This is a genomic window from Rhodanobacter koreensis (assembly GCF_054782855.1).
The window spans coordinates 148,319-170,869 of sequence record NZ_BAAGRR010000011.1 but is presented as its reverse complement, the minus strand read 5'-3'; the positions used below and the strand labels follow the sequence as shown (position 1 = coordinate 170,869).

General features: G+C 65.6%; 20 protein-coding genes. 7 read left to right on the top strand and 13 right to left on the bottom strand.

Annotated features, from left to right (window positions below; genetic code table 11):
* Positions 1–7: 7 nt before the first annotated feature.
* A complete protein-coding gene (gene dbpA / locus ACYVKM_RS13070; protein WP_460878049.1) occupies positions 8–1,387 on the bottom strand; it encodes an ATP-dependent RNA helicase DbpA in 1,380 nt (459 codons plus the stop codon).
* Positions 1,388–1,486: 99 nt separating this feature from the next.
* Here dbpA and folB point away from each other — a divergent pair, with 99 nt between their 5' ends.
* The 3 genes from folB (at position 1,487) to ACYVKM_RS13055 (ending at position 3,272) form a co-directional block, all read left to right on the top strand.
* A complete protein-coding gene (gene folB / locus ACYVKM_RS13065) occupies positions 1,487–1,846 on the top strand; it encodes a dihydroneopterin aldolase (protein WP_460878048.1) in 360 nt (119 codons plus the stop codon).
* On the top strand, positions 1,846–2,334 hold the full coding sequence (gene folK / locus ACYVKM_RS13060; RefSeq protein ID WP_460878047.1) for a 2-amino-4-hydroxy-6-hydroxymethyldihydropteridine diphosphokinase: 489 nt from the start codon (positions 1,846–1,848) through the stop codon (positions 2,332–2,334). The genes folB and folK overlap by 1 nt, the downstream gene beginning before the upstream one ends.
* A gap of 77 nt (positions 2,335–2,411) precedes the next feature.
* Entirely contained in the window at positions 2,412–3,272 is an 861-nt protein-coding gene (locus ACYVKM_RS13055; RefSeq protein ID WP_460878046.1) for a DUF6159 family protein, read from the top strand.
* Between the two features lie 39 nt (positions 3,273–3,311).
* On the opposite strand, the gene ACYVKM_RS13050 is transcribed toward ACYVKM_RS13055, so the two are convergent.
* Both ACYVKM_RS13050 and ACYVKM_RS13045 read right to left on the bottom strand, forming a co-directional pair.
* A complete protein-coding gene (locus ACYVKM_RS13050) occupies positions 3,312–4,058 on the bottom strand; it encodes a pteridine reductase (protein ID WP_460878045.1) in 747 nt (248 codons plus the stop codon).
* 57 nt (positions 4,059–4,115) lie between these two features.
* Positions 4,116–4,898 carry a hypothetical protein gene (locus ACYVKM_RS13045; RefSeq protein WP_460878044.1) on the bottom strand — a complete coding sequence of 261 codons (783 nt, stop codon included), beginning with the start codon at positions 4,896–4,898 and terminating at the stop codon, positions 4,116–4,118.
* Between the two features lie 216 nt (positions 4,899–5,114).
* Here ACYVKM_RS13045 and ACYVKM_RS13040 point away from each other — a divergent pair, with 216 nt between their 5' ends.
* Positions 5,115–7,289, top strand: coding sequence for a TonB-dependent receptor (locus tag ACYVKM_RS13040; RefSeq protein ID WP_460878043.1), 2,175 nt, complete (start codon positions 5,115–5,117; stop codon positions 7,287–7,289).
* 317 nt (positions 7,290–7,606) lie between these two features.
* The gene (locus ACYVKM_RS13035; protein WP_460878042.1) at positions 7,607–8,800 is read left to right on the top strand and encodes a class I SAM-dependent methyltransferase; all 1,194 of its coding nucleotides are present in this window, start codon (positions 7,607–7,609) and stop codon (positions 8,798–8,800) included.
* Positions 8,801–8,853: 53 nt separating this feature from the next.
* Here ACYVKM_RS13035 and ACYVKM_RS13030 read toward each other — a convergent pair whose 3' ends face one another.
* The 4 genes from ACYVKM_RS13030 to ACYVKM_RS13015 all read right to left on the bottom strand — a co-directional run bounded on the left by ACYVKM_RS13030 (position 8,854) and on the right by ACYVKM_RS13015 (position 15,714).
* Positions 8,854–11,070 carry an LTA synthase family protein gene (locus ACYVKM_RS13030; RefSeq protein WP_460878041.1) on the bottom strand — a complete coding sequence of 739 codons (2,217 nt, stop codon included), beginning with the start codon at positions 11,068–11,070 and terminating at the stop codon, positions 8,854–8,856.
* Positions 11,071–11,147: 77 nt separating this feature from the next.
* Complete coding sequence (locus tag ACYVKM_RS13025) at positions 11,148–12,383, bottom strand: multifunctional CCA addition/repair protein (protein ID WP_460878040.1); 1,236 nt, start codon at positions 12,381–12,383, stop codon at positions 11,148–11,150.
* A gap of 314 nt (positions 12,384–12,697) precedes the next feature.
* Positions 12,698–13,636: a complex I NDUFA9 subunit family protein gene (locus ACYVKM_RS13020; protein ID WP_460878039.1), complete on the bottom strand. Its 939-nt coding sequence runs from the start codon at positions 13,634–13,636 to the stop codon at positions 12,698–12,700.
* Positions 13,637–13,665: 29 nt separating this feature from the next.
* Positions 13,666–15,714, bottom strand: coding sequence for a transglycosylase SLT domain-containing protein (locus tag ACYVKM_RS13015; protein ID WP_460878038.1), 2,049 nt, complete (start codon positions 15,712–15,714; stop codon positions 13,666–13,668).
* Between the two features lie 133 nt (positions 15,715–15,847).
* On the opposite strand from ACYVKM_RS13015, the gene ACYVKM_RS13010 reads away from it, so the two are divergent.
* The gene (locus ACYVKM_RS13010) at positions 15,848–17,446 is read left to right on the top strand and encodes a glycoside hydrolase family 17 protein (RefSeq protein ID WP_460878037.1); all 1,599 of its coding nucleotides are present in this window, start codon (positions 15,848–15,850) and stop codon (positions 17,444–17,446) included.
* On the opposite strand, the gene ACYVKM_RS13005 is transcribed toward ACYVKM_RS13010, so the two are convergent.
* The 5 genes from ACYVKM_RS13005 to ACYVKM_RS12985 all read right to left on the bottom strand — a co-directional run bounded on the left by ACYVKM_RS13005 (position 17,357) and on the right by ACYVKM_RS12985 (position 21,161).
* The gene (locus tag ACYVKM_RS13005; protein ID WP_460878036.1) at positions 17,357–17,788 is read right to left on the bottom strand and encodes a hypothetical protein; all 432 of its coding nucleotides are present in this window, start codon (positions 17,786–17,788) and stop codon (positions 17,357–17,359) included. The genes ACYVKM_RS13010 and ACYVKM_RS13005 overlap by 90 nt on opposite strands.
* Positions 17,788–18,603, bottom strand: coding sequence for an endonuclease/exonuclease/phosphatase family protein (locus ACYVKM_RS13000; protein WP_460878035.1), 816 nt, complete (start codon positions 18,601–18,603; stop codon positions 17,788–17,790). Before ACYVKM_RS13000 ends, ACYVKM_RS13005 begins: the two co-directional genes overlap by 1 nt.
* A 135-nt stretch (positions 18,604–18,738) precedes the next feature.
* Positions 18,739–19,389 carry a thiol:disulfide interchange protein DsbA/DsbL gene (locus ACYVKM_RS12995; RefSeq protein ID WP_460878034.1) on the bottom strand — a complete coding sequence of 217 codons (651 nt, stop codon included), beginning with the start codon at positions 19,387–19,389 and terminating at the stop codon, positions 18,739–18,741.
* A gap of 66 nt (positions 19,390–19,455) precedes the next feature.
* Entirely contained in the window at positions 19,456–20,331 is an 876-nt protein-coding gene (locus tag ACYVKM_RS12990) for a thiol:disulfide interchange protein DsbA/DsbL (RefSeq protein WP_460878033.1), read from the bottom strand.
* Positions 20,332–20,429: 98 nt separating this feature from the next.
* Positions 20,430–21,161, bottom strand: a complete 732-nt coding sequence (locus ACYVKM_RS12985) for a c-type cytochrome (RefSeq protein ID WP_460878032.1) — start codon at positions 21,159–21,161, stop codon at positions 20,430–20,432.
* A 164-nt stretch (positions 21,162–21,325) separates the two neighbouring features.
* On the opposite strand from ACYVKM_RS12985, the gene yihA reads away from it, so the two are divergent.
* Positions 21,326–21,976 carry a ribosome biogenesis GTP-binding protein YihA/YsxC gene (gene yihA / locus ACYVKM_RS12980; protein ID WP_460878031.1) on the top strand — a complete coding sequence of 217 codons (651 nt, stop codon included), beginning with the start codon at positions 21,326–21,328 and terminating at the stop codon, positions 21,974–21,976.
* Between the two features lie 47 nt (positions 21,977–22,023).
* Here the strand turns inward: yihA and ACYVKM_RS12975 are convergent, their stop codons facing one another.
* Complete coding sequence (locus ACYVKM_RS12975; protein ID WP_460878030.1) at positions 22,024–22,515, bottom strand: GAF domain-containing protein; 492 nt, start codon at positions 22,513–22,515, stop codon at positions 22,024–22,026.
* Positions 22,516–22,551 lie beyond the last annotated feature (36 nt).

Genomic DNA, 22,551 nt, shown 5'->3' with positions numbered 1-22,551 from the left:
GTTCGCGTCAGCCCAGAGATCGTACGCGGAAATTTCGCCCCTTGATCTTGCCGGCACGCAATCGCTCCAGGGCCTTGTTCGCCAGCGCGCGGCCGATCGCCACATAGGCACGGGTGGCGAAAACGTCGATCTTGCCGATGTCCTTCGCATCCAGTCCAGCGTCACCGGTGAGTGCGCCGAGTATGTCGCCGGGGCGCAGCTTGTCCTGGCGGCCGGCATCGATCACCAGCGTCTTCATCGGCGCCAGGTACAGGGTCTTGCCCCTTGCCGGCGTGATCTTCAGCGGACGCCACGGCAACGGCGTGCCGGTCAGCTCCTCGATGTTCACGGCCTTCGGCCGCTCGCGTGAGGAGCACAACGTGATCGCCAGGCCCGACTGTCCGGCGCGGCCGGTACGGCCGATCCGGTGCGTATGCGTCTCCGGGTCATGCGCGATGTCGTAGCTCACCACCAGCGGCAGCGCAACGATGTCCAGCCCGCGTGCGGCGACGTCGGTGGCGACCAGCACGGCGCAACTGCGGTTGGCGAAGCGCACCAGCACCTCGTCGCGGTCGCGCTGCTCCATGTCGCCATGCAGCGCCAGCGCCGAGTAGCCGCGGCGATCCAGTTCCTGCGCCACCGCATCCACTTCGCGGCGCATGTTGCAGAACACCAGCGCATGCTGGCCGCGTTCGCTGCCGAGCAGTTGCGCCAGCGCATCGAGTTTCTGCGCCGGCTCCACTTCGATGAACTGCTGTTCGATCGCCGGCTTCGCCTCGAGCGGCGCCTCCACCGTGATCTCGACGGGATTCTTCTGCACGCGCTGGCTCACCGCGCGGATTTCGTCGGGATAAGTTGCCGAGAACAGCAAGGTCTGGTGATGCTTGGCGATGCGCCCCACGATGTCGTCGATCGCCTCGCTGAAGCCCATGTCGAGCATGCGGTCGGCCTCGTCCAGCACCAGCACCTTGATGCCGCCGCCATGCAGGCTTTCGCGTTTCAGATGCTCCTGCACGCGACCGGGGGTGCCGACCACGATATGCGGATCATGGGTCAGCGACGCCAGCTGCGGCCCCAGCGGCATGCCGCCACACAGCGTCAGCAGCTTCACGTTCGGGATGTTCGCCGCCAGCTTGCGGATCGCCTTGCTGACCTGATCGGCCAGTTCGCGGGTCGGGCACAGCACCAGCGCCTGCAGCCGGATCGTGTCCACATCCAGCGATTGCAGCAGGCTGAGCCCGAATGCCGCGGTCTTGCCGCTGCCGGTCTGCGCCTGCGCGATCACGTCCCGACCCTCCAGCATCGGCGGCAGACTCTGCGCCTGCACCGGCGTCATGGTGGCGTAGCCAAGCGTTTCGAGGCTGGCGAGCAGGGCGGGTTTGAGCGGCAGTGTGCTGAAGGCGGTCATCGGTACATGATCGCACGAGTGCCAGGTGGCGCCGCGGCGACTTGCATCCAGGCGCCGGCTCGCCGACCCTGTACGGCTATCGCCCCAGTGATTACCGTCATGGATATCGTTTTCATCGAAGATCTGCGCATCGACACCGTCATCGGCATCTACGACTGGGAGCGCCGCGTGCGCCAGACGCTGTCGTTCGACATCGAGATGGCGTTCGACAACACGCTGCCGGCGGCCAGCGACGATATCGCGCTCACGCTGAACTACAAGGACGTCTCCAAACGCCTGATCGACTATGTAAGTGGATCGAGCTTCGGGCTGGTCGAAACGCTGGCCGAGCGTTGCGCGTCGATCATCCGCGAAGAGTTCGGGGTTGGCTGGGTGCGGCTGAAGCTGTCCAAGCCTGGCGCGGTGCGTGGCGCGAAGGCGGTGGGCGTGCGGATCGAACGCGGCACGCGGCCAGACTGATGGCGCGGGTTTACCTGAGCCTCGGTTCCAATCTCGAGCCGCGACGCTACCTGCCCGCGGCGATCGCGGCGCTGCGCGAGCGCTTTGGTGCAATCGCGGTGTCGCCGGCGTACCGCAGCAAGTCGGTGGGTTTCGATGGGGCGGATTTCGTCAATCTGGCGGTGGGGCTGGATACCGAACTGTCGCCCGAGGCGCTGAACGACTGGCTGCACGCGCTGGAGGATCGCCACGGTCGCCGCCGCGATGTGCCGCGCTATTCCGACCGCACGCTGGATATCGACATCGTGTTCTATGGCGCGCTGGTGCTCGACGGGCCGGGGCATCTGCAGATTCCGCGCAAGGAGCTGAAGCACGCCTTCGTGCTGCGGCCGATCGCCGATATCGCACCGATGTTCCGGCATCCGCTGAGTGGCCTCAGCATGGCCGAGCTATGGGCGGCGTTTCCGGCGGAACACGAGCCACTGATCGTCGAGTCGTTGCCGGACTGAGTGGTCCGCACTGTCGCGTGTTGATGGCTGGTGCTAGAAAGACGCCTTCACAATCCACGGACGCGGGGGCGACGCACATGGCTGGAAAATTTGCACGCAGTTGGGCCTTGATGAAGGCGAGCGCGGCGGTACTGCGTTCGGACAAGTCATTGCTGGTGTTTCCGTTGCTGTCGGGGCTGTGCACGCTGCTGGTGGCGGCGAGTTTCCTGATCCCGGTCGCGGTGATGGTGATCGGTGGCGAGCATGTCGGGCAGGATTTCCATCAGCGCATGTCGGTGGGTGCGTATCTGCTGATGTTCGCGTTCTATCTGGTGCAGTACTTCGTGATCATCTTCTTCCAGACCGCGCTGACCGGCGTGGCGTTGATGCATCTGCGCGGTGAGCCGACCAGCGTGGCGGCGGGTTTTGCGCTGGCGCGTTCACGGCTGCCACACATCTTTGGCTATGCGCTGATCGCGGCCACGGTGGGTCTGGTGCTGCGGATGGTTCAGGAACGGCTCGGCCTGATCGGCCGGCTGGTGGTCGGCTTTCTCGGACTGGCCTGGACCGTGGCCACGTTCCTGGTGGTGCCGATCCTGGCCAGCCAGGACGTGGGGCCGGTGGATGCGGTCAAGCGCAGCGTGGAGCTGCTCAAGCGCAGCTGGGGCGAGAATCTGATCGGCAACGGCGGCATCGGCGTGGTGTTCGGCCTGCTCATGTTGTTGGCCGTGCTGGTGGCAGCCGTGCTGGTGGGTGGCGCAGTCGCATCGCAATCCGTCGTGGCGATCGTGCTTGCCGTGGTCGTGGCGGTGCTCGGCTTCATCCTGCTCGGGCTGATCCAGTCGTCGCTGCACGGCATCTATGCCGCAGCGCTGTATCGCTACGCGGAATCCGGTGAAGCCAGCGTGGGTTTCGACCAGGCGTTGCTGGAGCAGGCCTTCCGCAGCAAGCAGAAGTAAGCGTGATACGTGGCGGTTGCCGCATGCAGCAACCGCCGCTCACACCGGCAGCGTGCGGCCACCGTCCACGTGGATGATCTGGCCGGTGACGAATGGCGCATCGCGCAGCAGCCACAGCACGGTGCCGGCGACATCGTCCGGTGAGCCGGACCGCTGCAAGGGAGTGCGCGCGAGCATCGCCTGCTGGTCGGCGTAGGGCTTGCCGTCGCTGGGCCACAGCACGGCACCGGGCGCCACGCCGTTGACGCGTATCTCGGGACCCAGGTCCAGCGCCAGCGAACGGGTCATTGCGGCGAGCGCCGCCTTGGCCATGCAGTACAGCGGATGTTGCGCCAGAGGGCGCTCGGCGTAGATGTCCACCAGGCTGACGATGCTGCCGCGTGCCTCGCGCAGCGCCGGGATGGCTGCCTGGCTGAGGAAGAACGGTGCCTGCGCGTTGGAGGCGAACAACTCGTTCCATTGCGCCGGCGTCGCCGTGCCTGGCGGCGTCGGGTAGAACGCAGAGGCGTTGTTGACCAGCGCATCGAGTCGGTCGTAATGCGCCAGCAGCTGTTCGATCAGCACCGGCAGTGCAGGCAGATCGGCCAGCTCCGCCTGCAGCAGCAGGGTGCTGCCGGTGCGTTGCTGTTCCAGCTCGTCGGCCAGCGTGCGGGCGTCGTTGATGGAGTGACGATAGTGCAGGGCCAGGTCGTAGCCTGCCGCGTGCAGCGTGCGCGCGATCACCGCACCCACACGTCGACCGGCACCGGTAATCAGCGCGACGGGTCGCTCATGGCGTGGCTTCATGCGTCGGCTCCTGCGGCAATCTAGGGATGGCCTGATCCATTCTACGCAGGCGTACCGTCAATCCGCCTTCGGCTTGCGTGGTTTCCTGCTCGCGGCCTTGCGTGCGGCACTGGCGACCTTGTGTGCAGCACCGGTCGTCGCCTTGTCCACCAGCTTGTCCACCGCGCGACGCACCGGCGATGCTTTCTTGCGTGGTGCTGCCTTGGCGGGTTCCGCGCTGGCTTCATCGGGCTCGCTTTCCATCACGACATCGCCACTGAACAAGGCGATCGCGGTGCTGGCGACCTGTCCGGTGTCGTAATACGCGTAGGCGCCGACGCCAAGTGCGCCGATCACCGGCAGCCAGCGCGACAGGCCTTCGCTCACCGTGCGCTGGGTGAGCTTGACGCCGACTTGCTTCGCCACGCGCTGCGCGACGGTATAGGACATGCGGCGGAATACCAGACGATCGCCCATCTGCACGACCAGGTCGCGGAATGCCTGCGCCGCGGTATGCCGGAACAGGCACCACAGCATCTGCTCGCGGCCGAGAGTGTGGTTGCGGCCGTAGGCAGCGGCGATGTCGCTGACCATCTGGCCCTGGATCTTCCAGATCGCGATCAGCTCCGGCAGCAGGGTCAGCCAGCCCAGCGGCCCGGGCGGCAATGCCAGCGAGCCGGCGGTGAGCGCGGCACGCTGGGCGGCACGCTGGGCCAGCCGGCGCGCTTCGCTGGCGGGGTCTCCGCTTGTGCCGACCTTGCTGTCCGGCACGCGGCTGACGAAATCGAGGATGGCCTGGGTCACCCGGTTGTGGTCGGCCGGTGCGATGACGGCGGGAACGTTCTCGCTGTACTTGGCCATGCGGAGCTCCGTGAGGGGATCGCGCCGTGAGTTGGCGTATGTCCGCAGTCTAGAGGAGCGATGTGAAGCCAGACTCAATGGGCCGGCGAGAGCCAGCCCGCGGTATATGCCTGATCCGCATGCATGACTTCTGGCGCAGGCGGACGAGACGGATGATTAGTAATGTTATAACATTACGAAATAGATCATTTCCCCTTGTCCCCGCTGGAATTCGTGATGAAACCTTCCCTGCTTGCCCTGAGCCTTGCCGTTGCGCTGGCCACGACCGTCGTTCATGCCGCCGATACGTCTGCAGCGACGACCACGGCCACTGCCGCCACGGACGAGCCGGCGGATAGCGGCGCCGGCAACCCGCAGCCCACGACCAAGGATCTGGGCGCGATCAACGTGTCGGCCAAGCTGGATCAGGCACGCAACGCACTGTCGCCGGATACCGGCAGCAGCCAGTACGTGATCGATCAGAAGGCGATTGCCCAGCTGCCGCTGGGTGCCTCGACGCCAATGAACCAGGTGTTGCTGCAGGCGCCCGGCGTGGTGCAGGATTCCTACGGTGGTTTGCACGTGCGTGGCGATCACGCCAACCTGCAGTACCGCATCAACGGCGTGATCATTCCCGAGTCGATCTCGGGCTTTGGCCAGACTCTGGACGCCCGCACGATCCAGAGCGTGAAGCTGCTCGACGGCGCCTTGCCGGCGCAATACGGCCTGCGCACCGCGGCGGTGGTCGACATCACCACCAAGAGCGGCAGCGAGCTGGGTAATGGCGGCAGCGTCGGCGTCACCACCGGTTCGTTCGGCACGTTCAATCCCAACGTTTCGCTGTGGGGCAGCAGTGGCCAGTGGAGCGCGTTCTTCACCGCGAACTATCTGGAAAACGATGTCGGCATCGAAAACCCGACCGCCAGCCGCACGCCGATCCACGATCACACCAACCAGGCGAAGGCGTTCGGCGACATCAGCTACCTGATCGACAATGACACCCGGTTGAGCTTTCTGTTTGGCGCTGCCAACAACCGTTTCCAGATTCCCGACAATCCGGATCAGACGCCGCAGTTCGGCTACCTCGACACGGTCGACTTCAATTCCGCCAACCTGGACGAACGGCAGAACGAGCAGACCCGTTTCGGCGTGCTGGCTCTGCAGGGCAAGTTCGGCAGTACCGACTACCAGGTCTCGCTGGGCCAGCGCTACAGCGGCCTGCAGTACCTGCCCGACGACATCGGCGACCTGATGTTCAACGGTGTCGCCGGCGCGATCAACCAGAGCGATCGCGCCAGTACGCTGCAGGCGGATTTCTCCACGCCGATGGGCGACAACCACACCTTGCGTTACGGTTTGTACGGCAGCTTCGACCACGCCAGCACCAACACCAATTCGCTGGTGTTTCCGGCCAACCCGGACGGAAGCCAGGCCAGCACCGTGCCGTTCAACATCTTCACCGGTGATCAGATCACGGCCAAGACCTGGTCGGCCTACGTGCAGGACGAGTGGAACATCGGCCAGAACTGGACGGTGAACTACGGCCTGCGCGGCGACCAGTACCAGGCGTTCAATGCCACCGCAAGCCAGTTGAGCCCGCGCCTGGGCGTAGTGTGGCAGGCCACCAGCACCACCACCGTGCACGCCGGCTACTCGCGCTACTTCACACCGCCGGCGACCGAGCTGATTTCCTCGACGGATCTCGCCGCGTTTGCAGGCACCACCAACGCGGTGAAGAACTATGGCGACAACACGCCGCTGGCCGAGCGCTCCAACTACTTCGACGTCGGCGTCTCGCAGAACCTGGGCAGCGACTGGACGCTGGGCCTGGATACCTACTACCGCAAGGTGAGCCGTTTGCAGGACGAAGGCCAGTTCGGCGCGGCGCTGGTGTATTCCACCTTCAACTACAAGTACGGCCGCGTCGGTGGCGCGGAGTTCACGGCGAACTACAACGCTGGTCCGCTGTCGGCCTATTTCAACTTCTCCTACACCAAGGCGATGGGCAAGGACGTGATGACCAGCCAGTACAACTTCAGTCCGGAAGATCTGGCCTACATCGCCAACAACTACATCTATCTCGACCACGACCAGAAGTACACCTCGTCCGGCGGCGTCAGTTACGCACTGGGCGATGCTACCAAGGTCGGCGCCGACTACCTGTTCGGCACCGGCCTGCGCAAGGACGGCAGCGTACCGAACGGTGGCACCCTGCCGGACTACTTCCAGTTGAACTTCAATGTGTCGCACGACTTCACGTTCGATCATTTCGGCCAGCTGCACACCCAGCTGGCGCTGATCAATGCGCTGGACCGCACCTACGAGCTGCGTGACGGCACCGGCATCGGCGTCGGTGCGCCGCAGTTCGGTCCACGTCGCGGCCTGTACCTGAGCCTGCAGAAGGATTTCTGATCGGAATGACACTTACTTGAGCTCGTCATCCCCGCGGAAGCGGGGATCCAGCGCCTCTGGCAGTCTGAAATCACTGGATTCCTGCTTGACCAGGCTTTGGCTGTTGAAAAGCACCTCGCAGGAATGACGAAAATTGGAGCTTTGCGCTTAAGCACGGATCGTTCATTTCTGGTCGTGGTTCCCCTTCTTCTCATTGGGGAGAAGGGCGGGATGAGCGGCGGGCGCTAGCCAGATAGCCGCTCGAAGCACTCTGGTGAAGCGGATGTCGTTGTCTCATCCGCTATGCTGGCGGCGATTTTTTGCTGCCGGCAAAACCCATGCGATCGCAACTTCCCGAACCGAGCGCCGACGAGCGCGCGCATTCCGATCACCTGCTGCAATTGCTGCGCGAACAGATCGCCTCGCATGGGCCATTGCCGTTCTCGCAATACATGGAGCGTTGCCTGTATGCGCCGGGGCTGGGTTACTACAGCGCTGGCAAGACCAAGTTCGGCGCGGCCGGCGATTTCGTCACCGCGCCGGAACTGGGCGAGCTGTTCGCGCGCTGCGTGGTCAATGCCGTGCAGCCGGTGCTGGCGATGCTCGGCGACGACGCGGATTTCCTTGAGCTGGGCGGTGGCAGCGGCGCGTTTGCCGAGGCGGCGCTCAAGGCGCTGGCCGCCGGTGGCACGCTGCCGCGGCAATACCTGATCCTCGAACCCAGCGCCGACCTGCGCGCGCGTCAGCGCGAACGCTTGCGCGCGAATCTTCCGGCCGAGCTAAGCGCGCGCGTGCAATGGCTGGATTGCCCACCCGAGCAGGGCTGGCGCGGCGTGCTGTTTGCCAACGAGGTAATCGATGCCTTGCCGGCTACCCGCTTCGCGATGCGCACGGGCGAGGTCTACGAGGAGCATGTGGCGCTGGATGGCGAGGGCCGCTTGCTGCGCGTCGATCGTCCGGCCGATGCGCTGGTGGTCGGCGCAGTGCGTCATGTCGAACGTGACCTCGGCACTGACTTCCCCGAGGGCTACCGCTCGGAAATCCTGCCGCAGCTGCCGTACTGGATCCAGGCGGTGGCCGGTTCGCTGACGGCCGGGCTGATGCTGTTCGTCGACTACGGCTACGTGCGCCGCGAGTTCTACCTGCCCGAGCGCGACGACGGCACCTTGATGGTGCATTACCGCCATCACGCGCACAACGATCCGCTGTATCTGCCGGGCCTGAACGACCTCACCGCCTCGGTCGATTTCACCGCGCTGGCCGAGGCCGGCAACAGCGCCGGCTTCGGCGTGGCCGCGTACCTGCCGCAAGCGCAGTTCCTGATCGGCGCCGGCCTGCAGGACATCTTCGAAAGCGAGCAGGCGAAGATCGCCGACGAGCACAGCCGCTACCGGCTGGCGCAGCAGGTGAAGCGGCTGATGCTGCCCGACCAGATGGGCGAGCGTTTCCAGGCGATGCTGCTGGCGCGTGGCCTTGAGGCGCTGCCGTTGCCGGCCGAACTGCTGGCCGCCGATCAGGGCGACCGGCTGTAGTCATCAGCGGCGAACCCGGTGTTGTCGGCCGACGACACCGGGCGATGACTCGCTCAGTGAGTGCCGGCCGCTGCCGGTGTTGCCATCGGACTGGCTGGCACCGAAGTGGCAGGTGCCGGTGCGGATGCCGCCGGCGCGGGCAGCGGCACCGGCTGCACCGGCGTCGAATCGCTCGGCCGGCGTACCAGCTGGCCACGCTTGAACAGGTCGCTGGCGACCTGGTAGTAAGCGATGGTCTGATCGACCATCGCCTGGTTCACCGGCTGGATCGGCGTGGCGTCGCCGGTGGCGTAATCCGGTTTCATCTGCTCCAGCTTGCGGCGTGGTTCGAGCACGGTGAGCACGTCGTCGCGCAGGTAGCCGAGCTTCTCGTAGGTGCCCGGCAGGGCGTGGCCGCCGCCGGCCGGTAGCTGAAACACGTCCTGGCCGAAGAAGCGCGTACGGTAGCTGAAATTGAGCATGCCGAGCAGGGTCGGCGGGATGTCCAGCTGCCCCATCAAGGTATGCACGCGCTGCGGCGGGAAATTCTTCGGCGAATAGATCCACAACGGGATATGGTAGTGGTTGATCGGCAGCGCGGTCTTGCCGGCGCTGGAAGCGCAGTGGTCGGCGGTGATCACGAACACGGTGTTGTCGAAGTACGGCTTGCTGCGCGCGCGCTGGATGAAGTCCTTGATCGACCAGTCGGTATACGCCACCGCGCCCGGACGCGACGGCGCGATCTGCGATACCCGTCCGGCCGGGTAGGTATACGGCCGGTGGTTGGAGGTGGTCATGATGTGCAGGAAGAACGGCTTGCCGGCAGCCTGCGCGTCATCCATCTGCTTCAACGCCAGCGTGTACAGATCCTCGTCCGAGACACCCCACACGTTCTGGCTGTGGATCACCGCATCCTTCGGGATGTCGCCACGGTCCACCGTCTTGTAGCCGTTGTGGCTGAAGAAGTAGTTCATGTTGTCGAAGTAGCCGTAGCCACCGTAGACGAAGTCCGACTGGTAGCCGCGATCGTTGAAGATGTCGGCGATCGAGAACAGGTTTTCGTTGTTGTGCTCGCGGATCAGCGAATCACCGGGCGTCGGCGGTACCGACAGCGACAACGCTTCCAGCCCGCGCACGGTACGCGTGCCGTTCGCATACATGTTGTCGAAGAACACGCTCTGGCTGACCAGCGAGTCCAGATACGGCGTGAGGTTTTCCTTGTTGCCGAACGTGCCCAGGTAATCGCCGGACAGGCTCTCCACGCTGATCAGCACCACATTGAGATGCTTCTCCGGTCCGACGTGGGTGATCGCGCGGGTGAGGTCCCTGGGATCGTCGCTGATGAAGCTCGCGTTTGGCGCCTTCAGGTTGTCGCGCAGGATGCCGAATGCCTTGTCGTCCGGCAGGGTCTGGTAGAACTTCGCGTAATCGAGATGGCTGCTGCGGAACGCGGCGAAGAACTGGTAGATGCCGTTGCCGGCGAGCTCGTCGACATAGTTGTTGCCGGTGCGATCCTTCATCCCGCTGTTGACCGCGAACAGCGAGATCACGGTCAGCACCAGCCACAACAGCACCAGCTTGCTGCGTTGCCAGAAGCGGCTGCCGCCATCGCGCGTGCGCAGGCCGCGCTTGGTCAGTACAAACACCACCAGCGCGACCACCATCAGCAGCGCCAGCCAGCGGCCGATCGGGTAGGACTCCTGGATATTGCCGATCACCTCGGTGGTGTAGACCAGATAATCCACCGCGATGAAATTGAAGCGCACGCTGAACTCGTTCCAGAACACCAGCTCGGATGCCGCCACGAAGAACAGTCCGTACAGCAACACCAGGCCCATCACGTACATCGCCCATTGACCGCTGCGCGCCGAGTACGCCAGCGCCGGCATCGGCAGGAAGAACAGGAACAGCACGATCAGCGGCCACGACTCGCGCGCATGCACATGCCACAGCAGGAACACCAGACCGAGGCAGGCCGCATACAGCAACGCCATGCCGATCAGGTACAGCAGCCACTGTCCGAACCCGGAAATCCACGCGCGCCGCGCCGGCACCAGCCACAGCATCAGCACCATCGGCCATGCCACGTAGACGAAGGTGACCAGGTCGTAGCCGAGGCCCACGCCAAAGGCGTACAGCAGATTCAACGGCGTATGCGGCACTTCCTGGCCGGACATGACCAGCAGCGCGACGCGGGTGACGAAGCAGATCGCCAGGAAGACGATGGCCAGCCACAGCAGAGGGCGAAAACGCTGACGCAGGGGTGAGGGCGGATTGAATGCACGCGACACGGGCAGCTCCAGCAGAACATGGGATCGACAGATGCCCGATGCGGGCGAGCTTCATTATCCGGGTTTTATACCGCGGATCAGCTTGGCGGGTGGTTAGTTTTCACGGCGGCGATCGCGCTGGTGCGGGCTGCGGCCATGGCCGTGCCAATGGCCGGCCCTGTCAGGCCTTGTTCGACAAACGCACTGGCATCGACGGCTGCCGCCGCGGCCGTGGCTTCGCGCAGGTATCCGGCCTGCGGGTAGGCATCGTGTTCGTGGCCCAGCCGGCCGCGCTTGTCGGCTTCGCAGGCAGCCAGAAACGCCGCCAGTCGCGCCGGCCGCCGCAATGCATCGAGTGAACCCAGCAGTTTCAGCACGGTGGCCGGCTTCAGCTCGAACACGCGATGTGCATTCAGATGCTCGCGGCAGACCAGTTCGGCCAGCGCGGCATGTTCGGTCGGCACCTTCAGTCGCGCAGTCAGCGCGCGCAGCGGCGCCACGCCACGATGCTCGTGGCCGACATGTCGCGGCAGTTCGTCGGCCGGCGTCAGCGCCTTGCCGAGGTCGTGCGTGAGCGCGCAGAAACCGACCAGGTCGTCGCCCGGCGCGATCCGCGCCGCGGCATCCAGCACCATTTCCAGGTGCACGCCGGTATCGATCTCGGGATGGAACTCGGCGCGCTGCGGCACGCCATAAAGCGCATCGACTTCGGGGAACAGTACCGCCAGCGCACCACATTCGCGCAGCACGCGCAGGAACGCCGATGGCTGCGGCTCGCCCAGCGCCTTGCGGGTCTCCGCCCACACGCGTTCGGGTACCAGGTGATCGACCTCGCCGTCGTCGACCATCTGCCGCATCAACGCCATCGTCTCCTCGGCCACCGTGAAACCCAGTGGCGCGAAGCGTGCAGCGAAACGCGCCACGCGCAGCACGCGCACCGGATCCTCGACAAACGCGGGCGACACATGCCGCAGCACGCGCGCCTCGATATCGTGCACGCCGTGATACGGATCGGTCAGTGTGCCCTGCGCATCCTCGGCGATCGCGTTGATGGTGAGGTCGCGCCGCGCCAGATCCTGCTCCAGCGTCACCGAAGCGTCGGCCTGGAACACGAAGCCGTGATAGCCGCGTCCGGTCTTGCGTTCGGTGCGCGCCAGTGCATATTCCTCACCCGTCTTGGGGTGCAGGAACACCGGGAAATCCTTGCCCACCGGCTTGTAGCCCAGCGCCAGCAGCTCCTCGGGCAGCGCGCCGACCACTACATGGTCGTGATCGACCACCGGCCGCCCCAGCAATTTGTCACGGACCGCGCCGCCGACCAGATAGATGTGCATAGGGGGATTCTGCCATGCGGTTGCACGCCGGCGGCAGGAATCCGCGACCGACGATAGCCTGAAAACTCAAGAGAACGACCGGGGGTGTGGATTCGACGAGCCACCTCTTTGGGTGCTCAGCCCTCAGTGCCGAGAATTTCGGGACCGAAAGAATTATCGATCACACAACGCAACAAACTATCGCCTTGTTTTCGAAACACAGATGTAGCGACAGAGTCTTTTGAAAAAGGTGAACCGTTGAGGAGCTTCCCCGTCAGGCTCCATCTGGAAGTGAAAAGAACGGGTAGAGCAGTCGACGGCTGAGGAGTGACAGCTTATCGACGCAGCGCCCGCGCCCCATTCAGCCGCCGCTGCAGCGGCGATCTGCCGAGCAATCGCGGCAACCACGGCGTGAACGGCTGTGGCGTAATGCCGAGCGTGGCGTAGCCATCCGTCTTGCCGACCGAGTCGGTGCGCAGCGACAGGAAGTTGTCGAGCGAAAACGGCTTGCCGGGCAGCAGGCCGGCGAACTGCGCCTGCAGCCGGCCGAGGCTGTCGGGCAACGGAATGATCGGCGTGCGCAGGCCGGCGCTGTCGCGGATGGCGCGCACGATGTCGCCCAAGGTCAGTGCTTCGGGGCCGTACAGCTCGAAGCTGCGACGCTGGCCGAGTTTGTCGCTACCGACGCAACGGGAGATCGCTTCGGCTACGTCGCCGACCCAGGTAGGCGCCATTCGCACTTTCGCACGTGCCAGCGGCAGCACCGGCATGCGCCGCAGCAGCGTGGCGAAGCGGCTGACCAGACCATCGCCTTCACCGAAGATCACGCTGGGTTGGTAGATCGTCCAGTCGAGTCCCGATGACTTGACCAGGGCCTCGGCCTCGCCGCGCGTCTTCAGGTATTGCGACAGCCCTTGACCGGCCTTGAGCGAACTCATCTGGTGCAATCGCTTCACGCTGCTCGCATGGCAGGCTGCGATCACGCGTTTGGTCAGCTCCACATGCGCACGCTGGAAGCTGTGCTTGCCACGCGGGTTGAGAATGCCGATCAGGTTGATCACCGCGTCGGCGCCATCGAGTTCACGGCGCAGCACGTCGTCGTTGTAGACGTCGGCGCTGCGTACGCGTACCTGCGGCAGCACGCCCAGCTCGCGATGCTGCTCGCGGTTGCGACTGAGCAGCACGATGCGGTGACCATCGGCGGCCAGTCGCGGCACCAGATGGCTGCCGACGAAACCGGTGCCACCGAGGATGACGAGTTGCCGTGCGGCCATGTGGAAAGATCCTCGGGACGGACAGGATGTTATGGCGAGGAGGTCCCCGTCGTGCTGGCTGCGGGTACCGGTGTGCCGGTCGGGGCGATCGCCGGGCAGTCGACCGTGCGTCGCGCGGTGCCGGCATCGGGCAGGCTGTATGGCTGGCCGATCGCGGTCATGCGGTCGCTCAGCGGTACGGCCTTGCCGTGCAGGCGCCAGTCGTACATCACGCTGAAGTCCATCACGCGTGCCACGTATTCGCGGGTTTCCTTGAACGGGATGGTGGCGATGAACAGGTCCGGCGCCAGCTTGCTGCGTGCGGCTACCCACTGGTCGACGCGGTTCGGGCCGGCGTTGTAGGCGGCGCTGGCCAGCCATGGCGCGCCGTTGTAGCGCTCGGCCATCTGCGCCAGGTAGCGCGTGCCCAGTTCGATGTTCACGCTGGGGTCGTACAGCGAATCGCCTCCATTCCAGTTCAGGCCGTTGCGCTTGGCGACCAGTTCGGCGGTGGCCGGCACCAGTTGCATCAGGCCGCGCGCATCGGCGCCGGAGCGCGCGTCGCTCATCCACGCGCTTTCGGCGCGCAGAATGCCGTAGGCCCAAGCGGGATCGATGCCGGCCTGTTCGGCCTGTGGCACCACGCCGTCCTGGCTGGCGAGCGGGAAGCGCAGCGTGTAGTAGTGCATCGCCTCACCGTGGTTGAGGGTGAATGCCGCGCGGTCGTACCAGCCGCGCGCGTCCGCCAGTTTGACGGCCAGCACCTGCGTGCGTTCGTCGGCGCCATCCAGCGCACGTGCCCATTCGCGCCGCGCCAGCTTCGGCAGGTCTACCATGAACAGCTCGAATGCGCGCTGCAGGCCGGGTTGCGCAAGCAGCGCCTGCTGCTGGTGCGGGTCATCGATCGGCGCAGTCGGGCAGATTGCGTAGGGTTGGCCGAGCTGATCGGCGGCGAGGAAACCGAAGAACGTGGTTTCCCTGGCGAGGCTGGCGTACAGCGCCTGCGCCGGTCCGGTCTGGCCGGTGGCGGCCAGTGCACGCGCGCGGAAGTAGCGCCACTCGCCGTTCTGCTGCTGGTCGGGTGGCATCGCGTCGATCGCGGCCAGCACCGCGGACCATTCCTGTTGCGCCAGCGCGACGCGCACGCGCCATTCGCGGCTGGCATCGGTTTGCGCGGCAGGCGGCAGGGCGATCAGCCGGGCCAGCGCGCCGTCATCGAAATCGGTGGCATGGAACAGCGCCAGTGCATGCAGGATCTGGTTGCGTTGCGGCTCGCTGAAGCTGAAACGTGCCTGCAGCTGCTGCCATGCGCTGTCGGCACTGGCGGACTGGCGCCGGGCCAGGCGGCTCAGCGCGAGCGTGACGGCTTGCGTATTGCGCGAGGTATCCGGCCAGCTGGCGGCGGCCGCTGCGGCGCCCGCCGGATCGCGCAGGGCCAGCGCCAGTCGCTGCGCGGCGGCGCTGTCGTCCGCCGGCAACCAGTTCGCGAGGCCGGCGATGGTGCCGGCCTGGCCGGCGTCGGCGGCGCGATCGATCCGCGTCCACAGCCGGGCTGTGGTGAGCAGGCCCTGATCGTGCGCGGCGTTCAGCACCGGATCGCAGGCGGCGGGCAGGTTCGGCTTCGTCCACAGCGTTGCCAGATCCTTGTCGAAGTCCAGCGCACCACCGTTCGCCAGCTGCGCCTGCAGTGCATCGCAGCTCAGCGCATCGCCGAGGCCTGGCTGGTACAGCGCGAGAAAACCATTCCAGTCCTGGCGCCGTGCCAGCTCCAGCAGGAAGTCGCGGCGCAGGTCGGCGGCGGGAATCCAGTCCGGGTATTGCTTCAGGTACGACTCCACCGTGGCACGGTCGATCTGCTGGATGTCGTGTTCCAGCGCGGCGGCCGGCAGGTACGGATACAGCGGATAGTTGCGCAGGCCGCCGGCCAGGCTGCGCCAGCCATCGCCACCCTGCTGCGCGGCGGCATAGGCCTGCCTGAAGGCGGCGCGCTGGCTGGCATTCGGTTCACTGGCCCAAGCAGTCGTGCTGGCCAGCAGCCATCCGGCGGCCAGCAACATGCAGGCCCGCGAGACGCGTCGTGGAAGGGTGGAAACAGACATGGAAACTCCTGTGCTCGATCCGCCGGCAGTGTAGTTCATGACCCTGGGGCGATCAGGTGAACGCAGGCCATCGGCGCGCCCGTATGCGCCTGCTAAGCTGGCGCGCTTCATCGTCAGCATCTACGGAACCGGCATGTCGTCAGCCTCTTCGCCCGTCAATTACCGGCACGGATTCGCCTGGCTGGCGCTGGTCCTGTCGGCGCTGGCCGGCGCGTACTGGTGGTGGGCCGTGGGGCGGCCGGTGACACTGCCGGATGCGCCGTCGGCGCGCATCGCCTGCGTGTCGTATGCGCCGTTCCGCAAGGCGGGCGAGACGCCGCTCGATCCGAAGGCCTTCATCAGCCCCGAACGCATCGATGAGGACCTGCGGGCGCTGTCGCAACGCTTCGACTGCGTGCGCACTTATTCGCAGGGGCAGGGCCTGAGCGCGGTACCGGAGATTGCCAGTCGCTACGGCATGAAGGTGCTGCTGGGCATCTGGCTGGGTGGCGACAGGAAGGCGAACGATCAGCAGGTACGGCTGGGCATCGCGATTGCGCGCAAATATCCGCAGGTACTGCGTGGTGTGATCGTGGGCAACGAGGTGTTGCTGCGTGGCGAGCTGTCATCGGTGCAACTGGCCGGCTATCTGCACGAAGTGCGCTCCGCGATCAGTGTGCCGGTGACGTATGCGGATGTGTGGGAGTTCTGGTTGCGCCATCCCGAACTGGCCGGTTCGGTCGATTACCTCACCATCCACATCCTGCCGTATTGGGAGGACACGCCGGTGTCGCCGGAGCGCGCGGTGCAGCATGTCGCGACGGTGTACGCCAAGGTGCAGCAGGCGTTTCCCGGCCGTCGCGTGATGATCGGCGAAACCGGCTGGCCCAGCGCGGGACGGCCGCGCCAGGCGGCCAGTGCCAGCCTGGTCAACGAGGCGCGCTATCTGCGCGAATTCCTGCGCTATGCGGCCACGGTGAACATGCCGTACAACGTGATCGAGGCGTTCGACCAGCCATGGAAGCGTGCGCAGGAAGGCACCGCCGGCGGTTACTGGGGCATCTTCGACGCGCAGGCACGGCCGAAGTTCGCGATGGAAGGACCGGTGACCGAGGAACCCCGCTGGTGGGCTGGCTGGCTGGCTGGCGTGGTGGGAGCAGGTCTGTTCGTGCTGATCGGCGCATGGCGCCGCCGCTGGAGCGGCTGGCGTGGCTGGCTGGCCCTGAAGCTGGCCGGACTCGCCAGCGGTTGTGCGCTGGCATGGCAGTTCCGGCAAATGCTGTTTGCCTGCCGCGATCCGTGGGAGTGGACAGTATCGTTGCTCGCCTGTGCGCTGGCCCTGCTCGGCGGGCTGTGGATGGCGCGCTGGATCGCGGCACGCTTGGCCGGGGAGAGGCCACTTGCGTTGCCGCGCTGGCTGCGCTTCGGCGGATTGTTCGTGCTGGCGTTCTATGGATTGCTGCTGGCGTTCGACGGACGCTATCGCGATTTTCCGCTGGGCCTGTTCATGCTGCCGTGTCTCGGTCACGCGCTGGTGGGCTGGTTGTCCGACCGGCGCGAACTGTCGATGCCGTCGCTGGAGGAGCGTTTCCTCGCTGTCGCAGTGCCGGTGCTGGCGACGGTCGTGCTGGAGCAGGAGGCCTGGCTGACGCCGGTGGCGTGGCTATGGCTGGGACTGAATCTGCTGATCGCGCTGCCGGTGCTGACCGAGTGGTGGATTGGACGTTCGCGCCTGCAGCCGCAGCAGGCGTAGGCAGCCGATCAGCAGGGCCAGCGCGCCGGGTTCGAAGCAGTACAACTCCAGCGCGAACACTCCCGCTGCGGCCGCCAGCCAGGCCGCCCAGGGACGTTTCGACAGCAGGGCCAGTACGGCGGTGGCCAAGGCGAGGACGCCATAGACGCTGATACCAGCGGCGTGGTGCTGAAAACCCAGCACCAGCCATTGCCGCCAATCGCACCATGCCGGACCGTGACTGCCACTGCACAGTTCGCCCATGACGCTGGGTTCGATCAGGCCGTAACGCAACCATGCGGCGCCCAGCGCCACCGCCAGCAGCCCCAGCCATGCCGGCGCCCGGCGCCACAACGGCGCCATCACCGGCGACGCCTCTGTGCCGATGCCTTGCCGCCGACATGCCCCGGCAGGCGGATTTCGGCGGCCAGCGGCAGGTGATCGGAGAACGCCTGCGGTAGTGTCCATACCTTGTCCAGCCGCACCGTGGCCGAGGTCAGAATGTGATCCAGCGCCCGCCGCGGCTTCCAGCTGGGGAAGGTCGGCGTCGACTGCGCCGGAGGCTGCAGGGTGCATTTGGTGAACAATTGCCGCATCTCCAGGCTGTTCGGTTCGGTGTTCAGGTCGCCCATCAGCACCGCGTGCGGGAAGTCCTGCAGCAGCTCGGCAATAAAGCCGAGCTGGCGCGCGCGTGCCGGGGCGCTCAGCGACAGGTGCGCGATCATCACGGCCAGCGCGCTGTCACCTTCACCGAACTGCGCCAGCAGGGCGCCGCGACCGGGGATGCGGCTGGGCAGCGGGTAATCCAGTACCGAATGGGGTTTCAAGCGGCTGATCAGGCCATTCGCCGAATGCGCCAGCCGCGCCATCGCGCGGTTCGGCTGATGGCTCCAGAACGGCATGCCGGCCGTTTCGGCGAGATAGCGGGTCTGGTTGAGAAAGCCCGAGCGCAGGCTGCCGGCGTCGGCTTCCTGCAGGCCGATCACGTCGAACTGAGGCAGTACCTCGGCAAGCCGGTCGAGGTTGTCCATCTTGTTGCGTCCCGGCAGCACTGCATTGATGCTGCGGGTGACGTACTCGCTGTAACGCTGCACGCTGGCGCCGGCCAGGATGTTGCAGCTCAGCAGGCGCAGGCGGCGCTCGGCGGGGGCGTCTTGGAGAAGGGCGGCGCGGGTCATCGAAACACACTGCACGGAAGGGGAATGCCGACGGCCATGTCGATGGGCCGTCGACCGGATTCTGCCGTCAGCATGATCCACCCGAGGTGAACCGCGCACCAGCTGCGCCACTGGCGGTATGCGCGGGCCGCCGGCTTACTTGCCGCCGAGCTCGCGTTTGGCCAGCCATACGGCCACGGCGGCTATCTCGTCCAGCGAGTGGACATTGTTCACGCGATACTTGCCATCGACCACGATGCTTGGGGTGCCATCCACCTGCCAGTGCTGGATCAGGCTCAGGTCGCTCTTCAGCTTCGCGGTTGCCTCGGGCGAGGTGGCGATACTGAGGAACTTCGCACGGTCGACGCCCTCACGTGCGTAGAAGTCGGCCAGTTCATCCATCGAATTGATCGGGTAGTGTTGATCGAACTTGGCGGCAAACAGCTGCAGGTGCGTGCGATCGACGACGCCGAGCTGGTCGGCCGCGTAATAGGCGCGCGCGAACGGCAGCCATTCGGCATTGAACGGTGCCGGCACCAGCTTGAACGTGACGCCGGCAGGCAACTCCTTGCGCAGCTTTTCCGCGATCGGTGCGAAGTGTGCACAGTGGATGCAGCCGTAGGAAAACACCTCGACCACTTCCACCTTGCCCGCGCTGCTGTAGCGCTGGTAGGGGGCAGGCAGGGTCACGTATTCGTTGCCCTCGGTATACGGCGCCGGCGCGCTGGACTGGGCGGTGCAGGCACTGGCCAGCAGCAGGCCGCCGAGCAGGAAGATGGCACGCAATCGGGTCATTCGCTTGAGCATGGGAGGTTCTCTTTGCATGGCAGCCGTTCGGCTGCCGGGGACCGGACCAACCGACGGATCCGCGACTTACTTGCCGGCCGCTTCCTTGGCCACCAGCCACTGGGTCAGTTCGATCGATTGCGCATAGCCGCCGGCGGAACTGGTGGTGAAGCGGTACTTGCCGTTGACCACCATGGACGGGGTGCTGTCGACGCCGTAGGCCTTCATCAGGTCGTCGGCGCGCTTCATCTGGGTGTTGACGGTGAACGAGTTGGCGATGCCGACGAATTCCTTCGGATCGACACCGTACTTGGCATAGAACTTCGCCACGTCATCGATCGTCGGCCACGCCTCCTTCGGCTTCAGCCCGTTGCCTTTCAGGTTGTAGGTGGACAGCTCGCCGCTCTTCCACACCGCGTCGTACATCGCATCGTGGGTCTTGTCGACCACGCCCAGCGCCTGCGCCGCGAAAAAGGCACGCTGGTACAGCGGCCAGTTCTCGTCAGGGCGGAACGAGGCAGGTAGGTAGTTCATCACCGCATTGGCCGGCAGGCTCTTGGCGATCTGGTCCACCGTCTCGTGGAACGAGTTGCACGCCGGGCAGCCGTAGGAGAACACCTCGGTCACCTCGATCTTGCCGGGGTGGCTGGTCGGCTGCGCCGGGTCGATCAGGAAGTAGTTCTTGCCCTCGACCCACTTGCCGGTATCGACGAACGGAGCGGCCGGTGCCGCCGGTGCCGCGGCCGTCGTGCCGCTGGCTGCTGGAGCGGAGCTGGTTGTGGCGGCTGCGGGAGCTGCCGTCGTGGTTGCCGTCGCCGGTGTCGGACTGCTGGCGGCCGGGGTGGTGGCTGCGCTGCTGGTCGCGACAGGCGCGGTCGGCTGGGCAGTACCGTTGCCGTTGTCATGGCTGCAGGCGGCAAGCGCGAGCAGGGCGGCACACAGGATCGGCAGACGCTTCAACATGGAGTACCTCGACGGGTGGAGCTTGAGCGGGTTGGACTTGAATCGGGAGGCTGAAACCGACAGCGCCGACTTTGCGGTCGGCGCGTGGATGATTCAGATCAGGGCGTGGCGGCGGCCGGCTGGATGTCGGCGCTGTGCAGGCCCTCGATATAGCTGGCCAGCGCGGCGATGTCGTCGGTATCCAGTTTCTTCGCAATCAACGGCATGACCTGTGCGTGCGTATCGTCGCCCCAGGTGGTGCCATCGTGCCAGGCCTTCAGCGTGGCTTCGATGTACTGCGCGTGCTGGCTGGCCAGCTGCGGATACATGGCGCCCGGATTGCCGCGACCGTCGACGCTGTGGCAGGCCATGCAGGCTGGAATGCCGCGGGTAGTATCGCCCTGGCGGAACAGTGTCTCGCCGTGCTCGACCAGGGCCTGGTCGGCGACGCCGGGCAGCGAGGTCTTGCTGGCGAAGTAGGCGCCGATGTCATGCATGTCCTGCTCGGACAGTGGTGTGGCCATGCCCAGCATGATCGGGTTCTGTCGCTTGCCGGCCTTGAAGTCGGTCAGCTGGCGGACGATGTACTGCTCGCTCTGGCCGGCCAGCTTCGGGTACTGCGCGTCACTGGAATTGCCGTCCATGCCATGACAGGCGCCGCAGGCGGCAGCCTTGGCCTGGCCGGCGGTGGCGTCGCCCGGCTTGACCGCGGCCTCGACGGTCGCCGCCGCTGTCGTGCTGCCTGCGCTGGCCGGTGCGGCTGCCGTGCCGGCAGCGGCTGGCGCGGCGGTCTTCGGCTGGGCATCCTGTGCCATCAGCGCACTGGCGGACAGTGTCAGCACCAAGGCCATGGCGGACCCGAGAACAGCGGGCCGAAAACCGGCGGAGCGAAAACTCATACACTTGACTCCCGAGAGACTTGCGAACACCGCCGTGAATTGCAGCCATCAGGCCTGCAGCAGGCAGAAACCGCAGAATTATCCCTGCGCCACCATAGCTTGGTCAAACCATCCCCATGTCGAATCCCCTGCAAGGCGCGCAGTTCATGCTCGCCGCACACCGCATCAGCCAGCTGCCCGCCGATCAGGGCGCCGAGGTGGCGTTCGCCGGCCGCTCGAATGCCGGCAAGTCCAGCGCGCTGAATGCGCTGACCAATCACAAGGGCCTGGCGCGCACCTCCAAGACACCCGGCCGCACCCAGCAAATGGTTGCGTTCAGCCTGCCGTCGGCCCAGGTCAACGGTGAGCCGCTGCCGGACATGCGCCTGATCGACCTGCCTGGCTATGGTTATGCCAAGGTGCCGCTGGAAATGCGCGAGCACTGGAAGCTGGAGATCGATGCGTACCTGCATCAGCGTCACAGCCTGCGCGGACTGGTGCTGATAGTCGATATCCGCCACCCGCTGAAGGAGTTCGACCGGCTGATGCTGGAGTTCTGCTTTGCCACCCAGTTACCGTGCCACCTGCTGCTGACCAAGGCCGACAAGCTCTCGCGCGGACAGGCTGCGCAGGCGCTCGCGGCACTGCGCAAGCAGTTCATGGCCGAAGGCTTGCACGCTACTGCGCAGATATTCTCCTCGTCCGCCGGCACCGGCGTGGAAGAGGCGCGACAAGCGGTGATGACGCTGCTGCGGCAGCCACGCGACGGTGCGCATCAGGGGCGCTGACATCGAGTCACGAGATGGTGGGAGCAACTGCAGTTGCTCCCCACAGATCAATCGCGCACGGCTTCCATGAACACCGCACACAGCGCCTGCATGCCGGCGCGGTCGTCTTCGTCGAAGCGATCGATAACCGGGCTGTCCACGTCCCATACGCCAAGCAGGCTGCCGTCGGCCTTGACCAGCGGCACCACGATTTCCGACTGCGAGGCAGCGTCGCAGGCGATATGGCCGGCGAAGGCGTTGACGTCGCGTACCAGCTGGGTTTCGCGCGTCTGCGCGGCGGTACCGCAGACGCCACGGCCGAGTGCGATACGGATGCACGCCGGCTTGCCCTGGAACGGACCGACCACCAGCTCACTGCCGTCGTACAGGTAGAAGCCGGCCCAGTTGAGGTCGGGCAGGCTGTGATAGACCAGCGCGCTGAAATTCGCCGCGTTCGCGATCAGGTTGCGTTCGCCGGTGAGCAGGCCACGCGCCTGCTGCGCCAAGTCTTCGTAGTGCTCGCGCTTGCCGGCGTAGACGTGTGATTTCAGTTCGAACATGAAGTGATCCGGATGCAAAGTCCCTATTATGCGCCG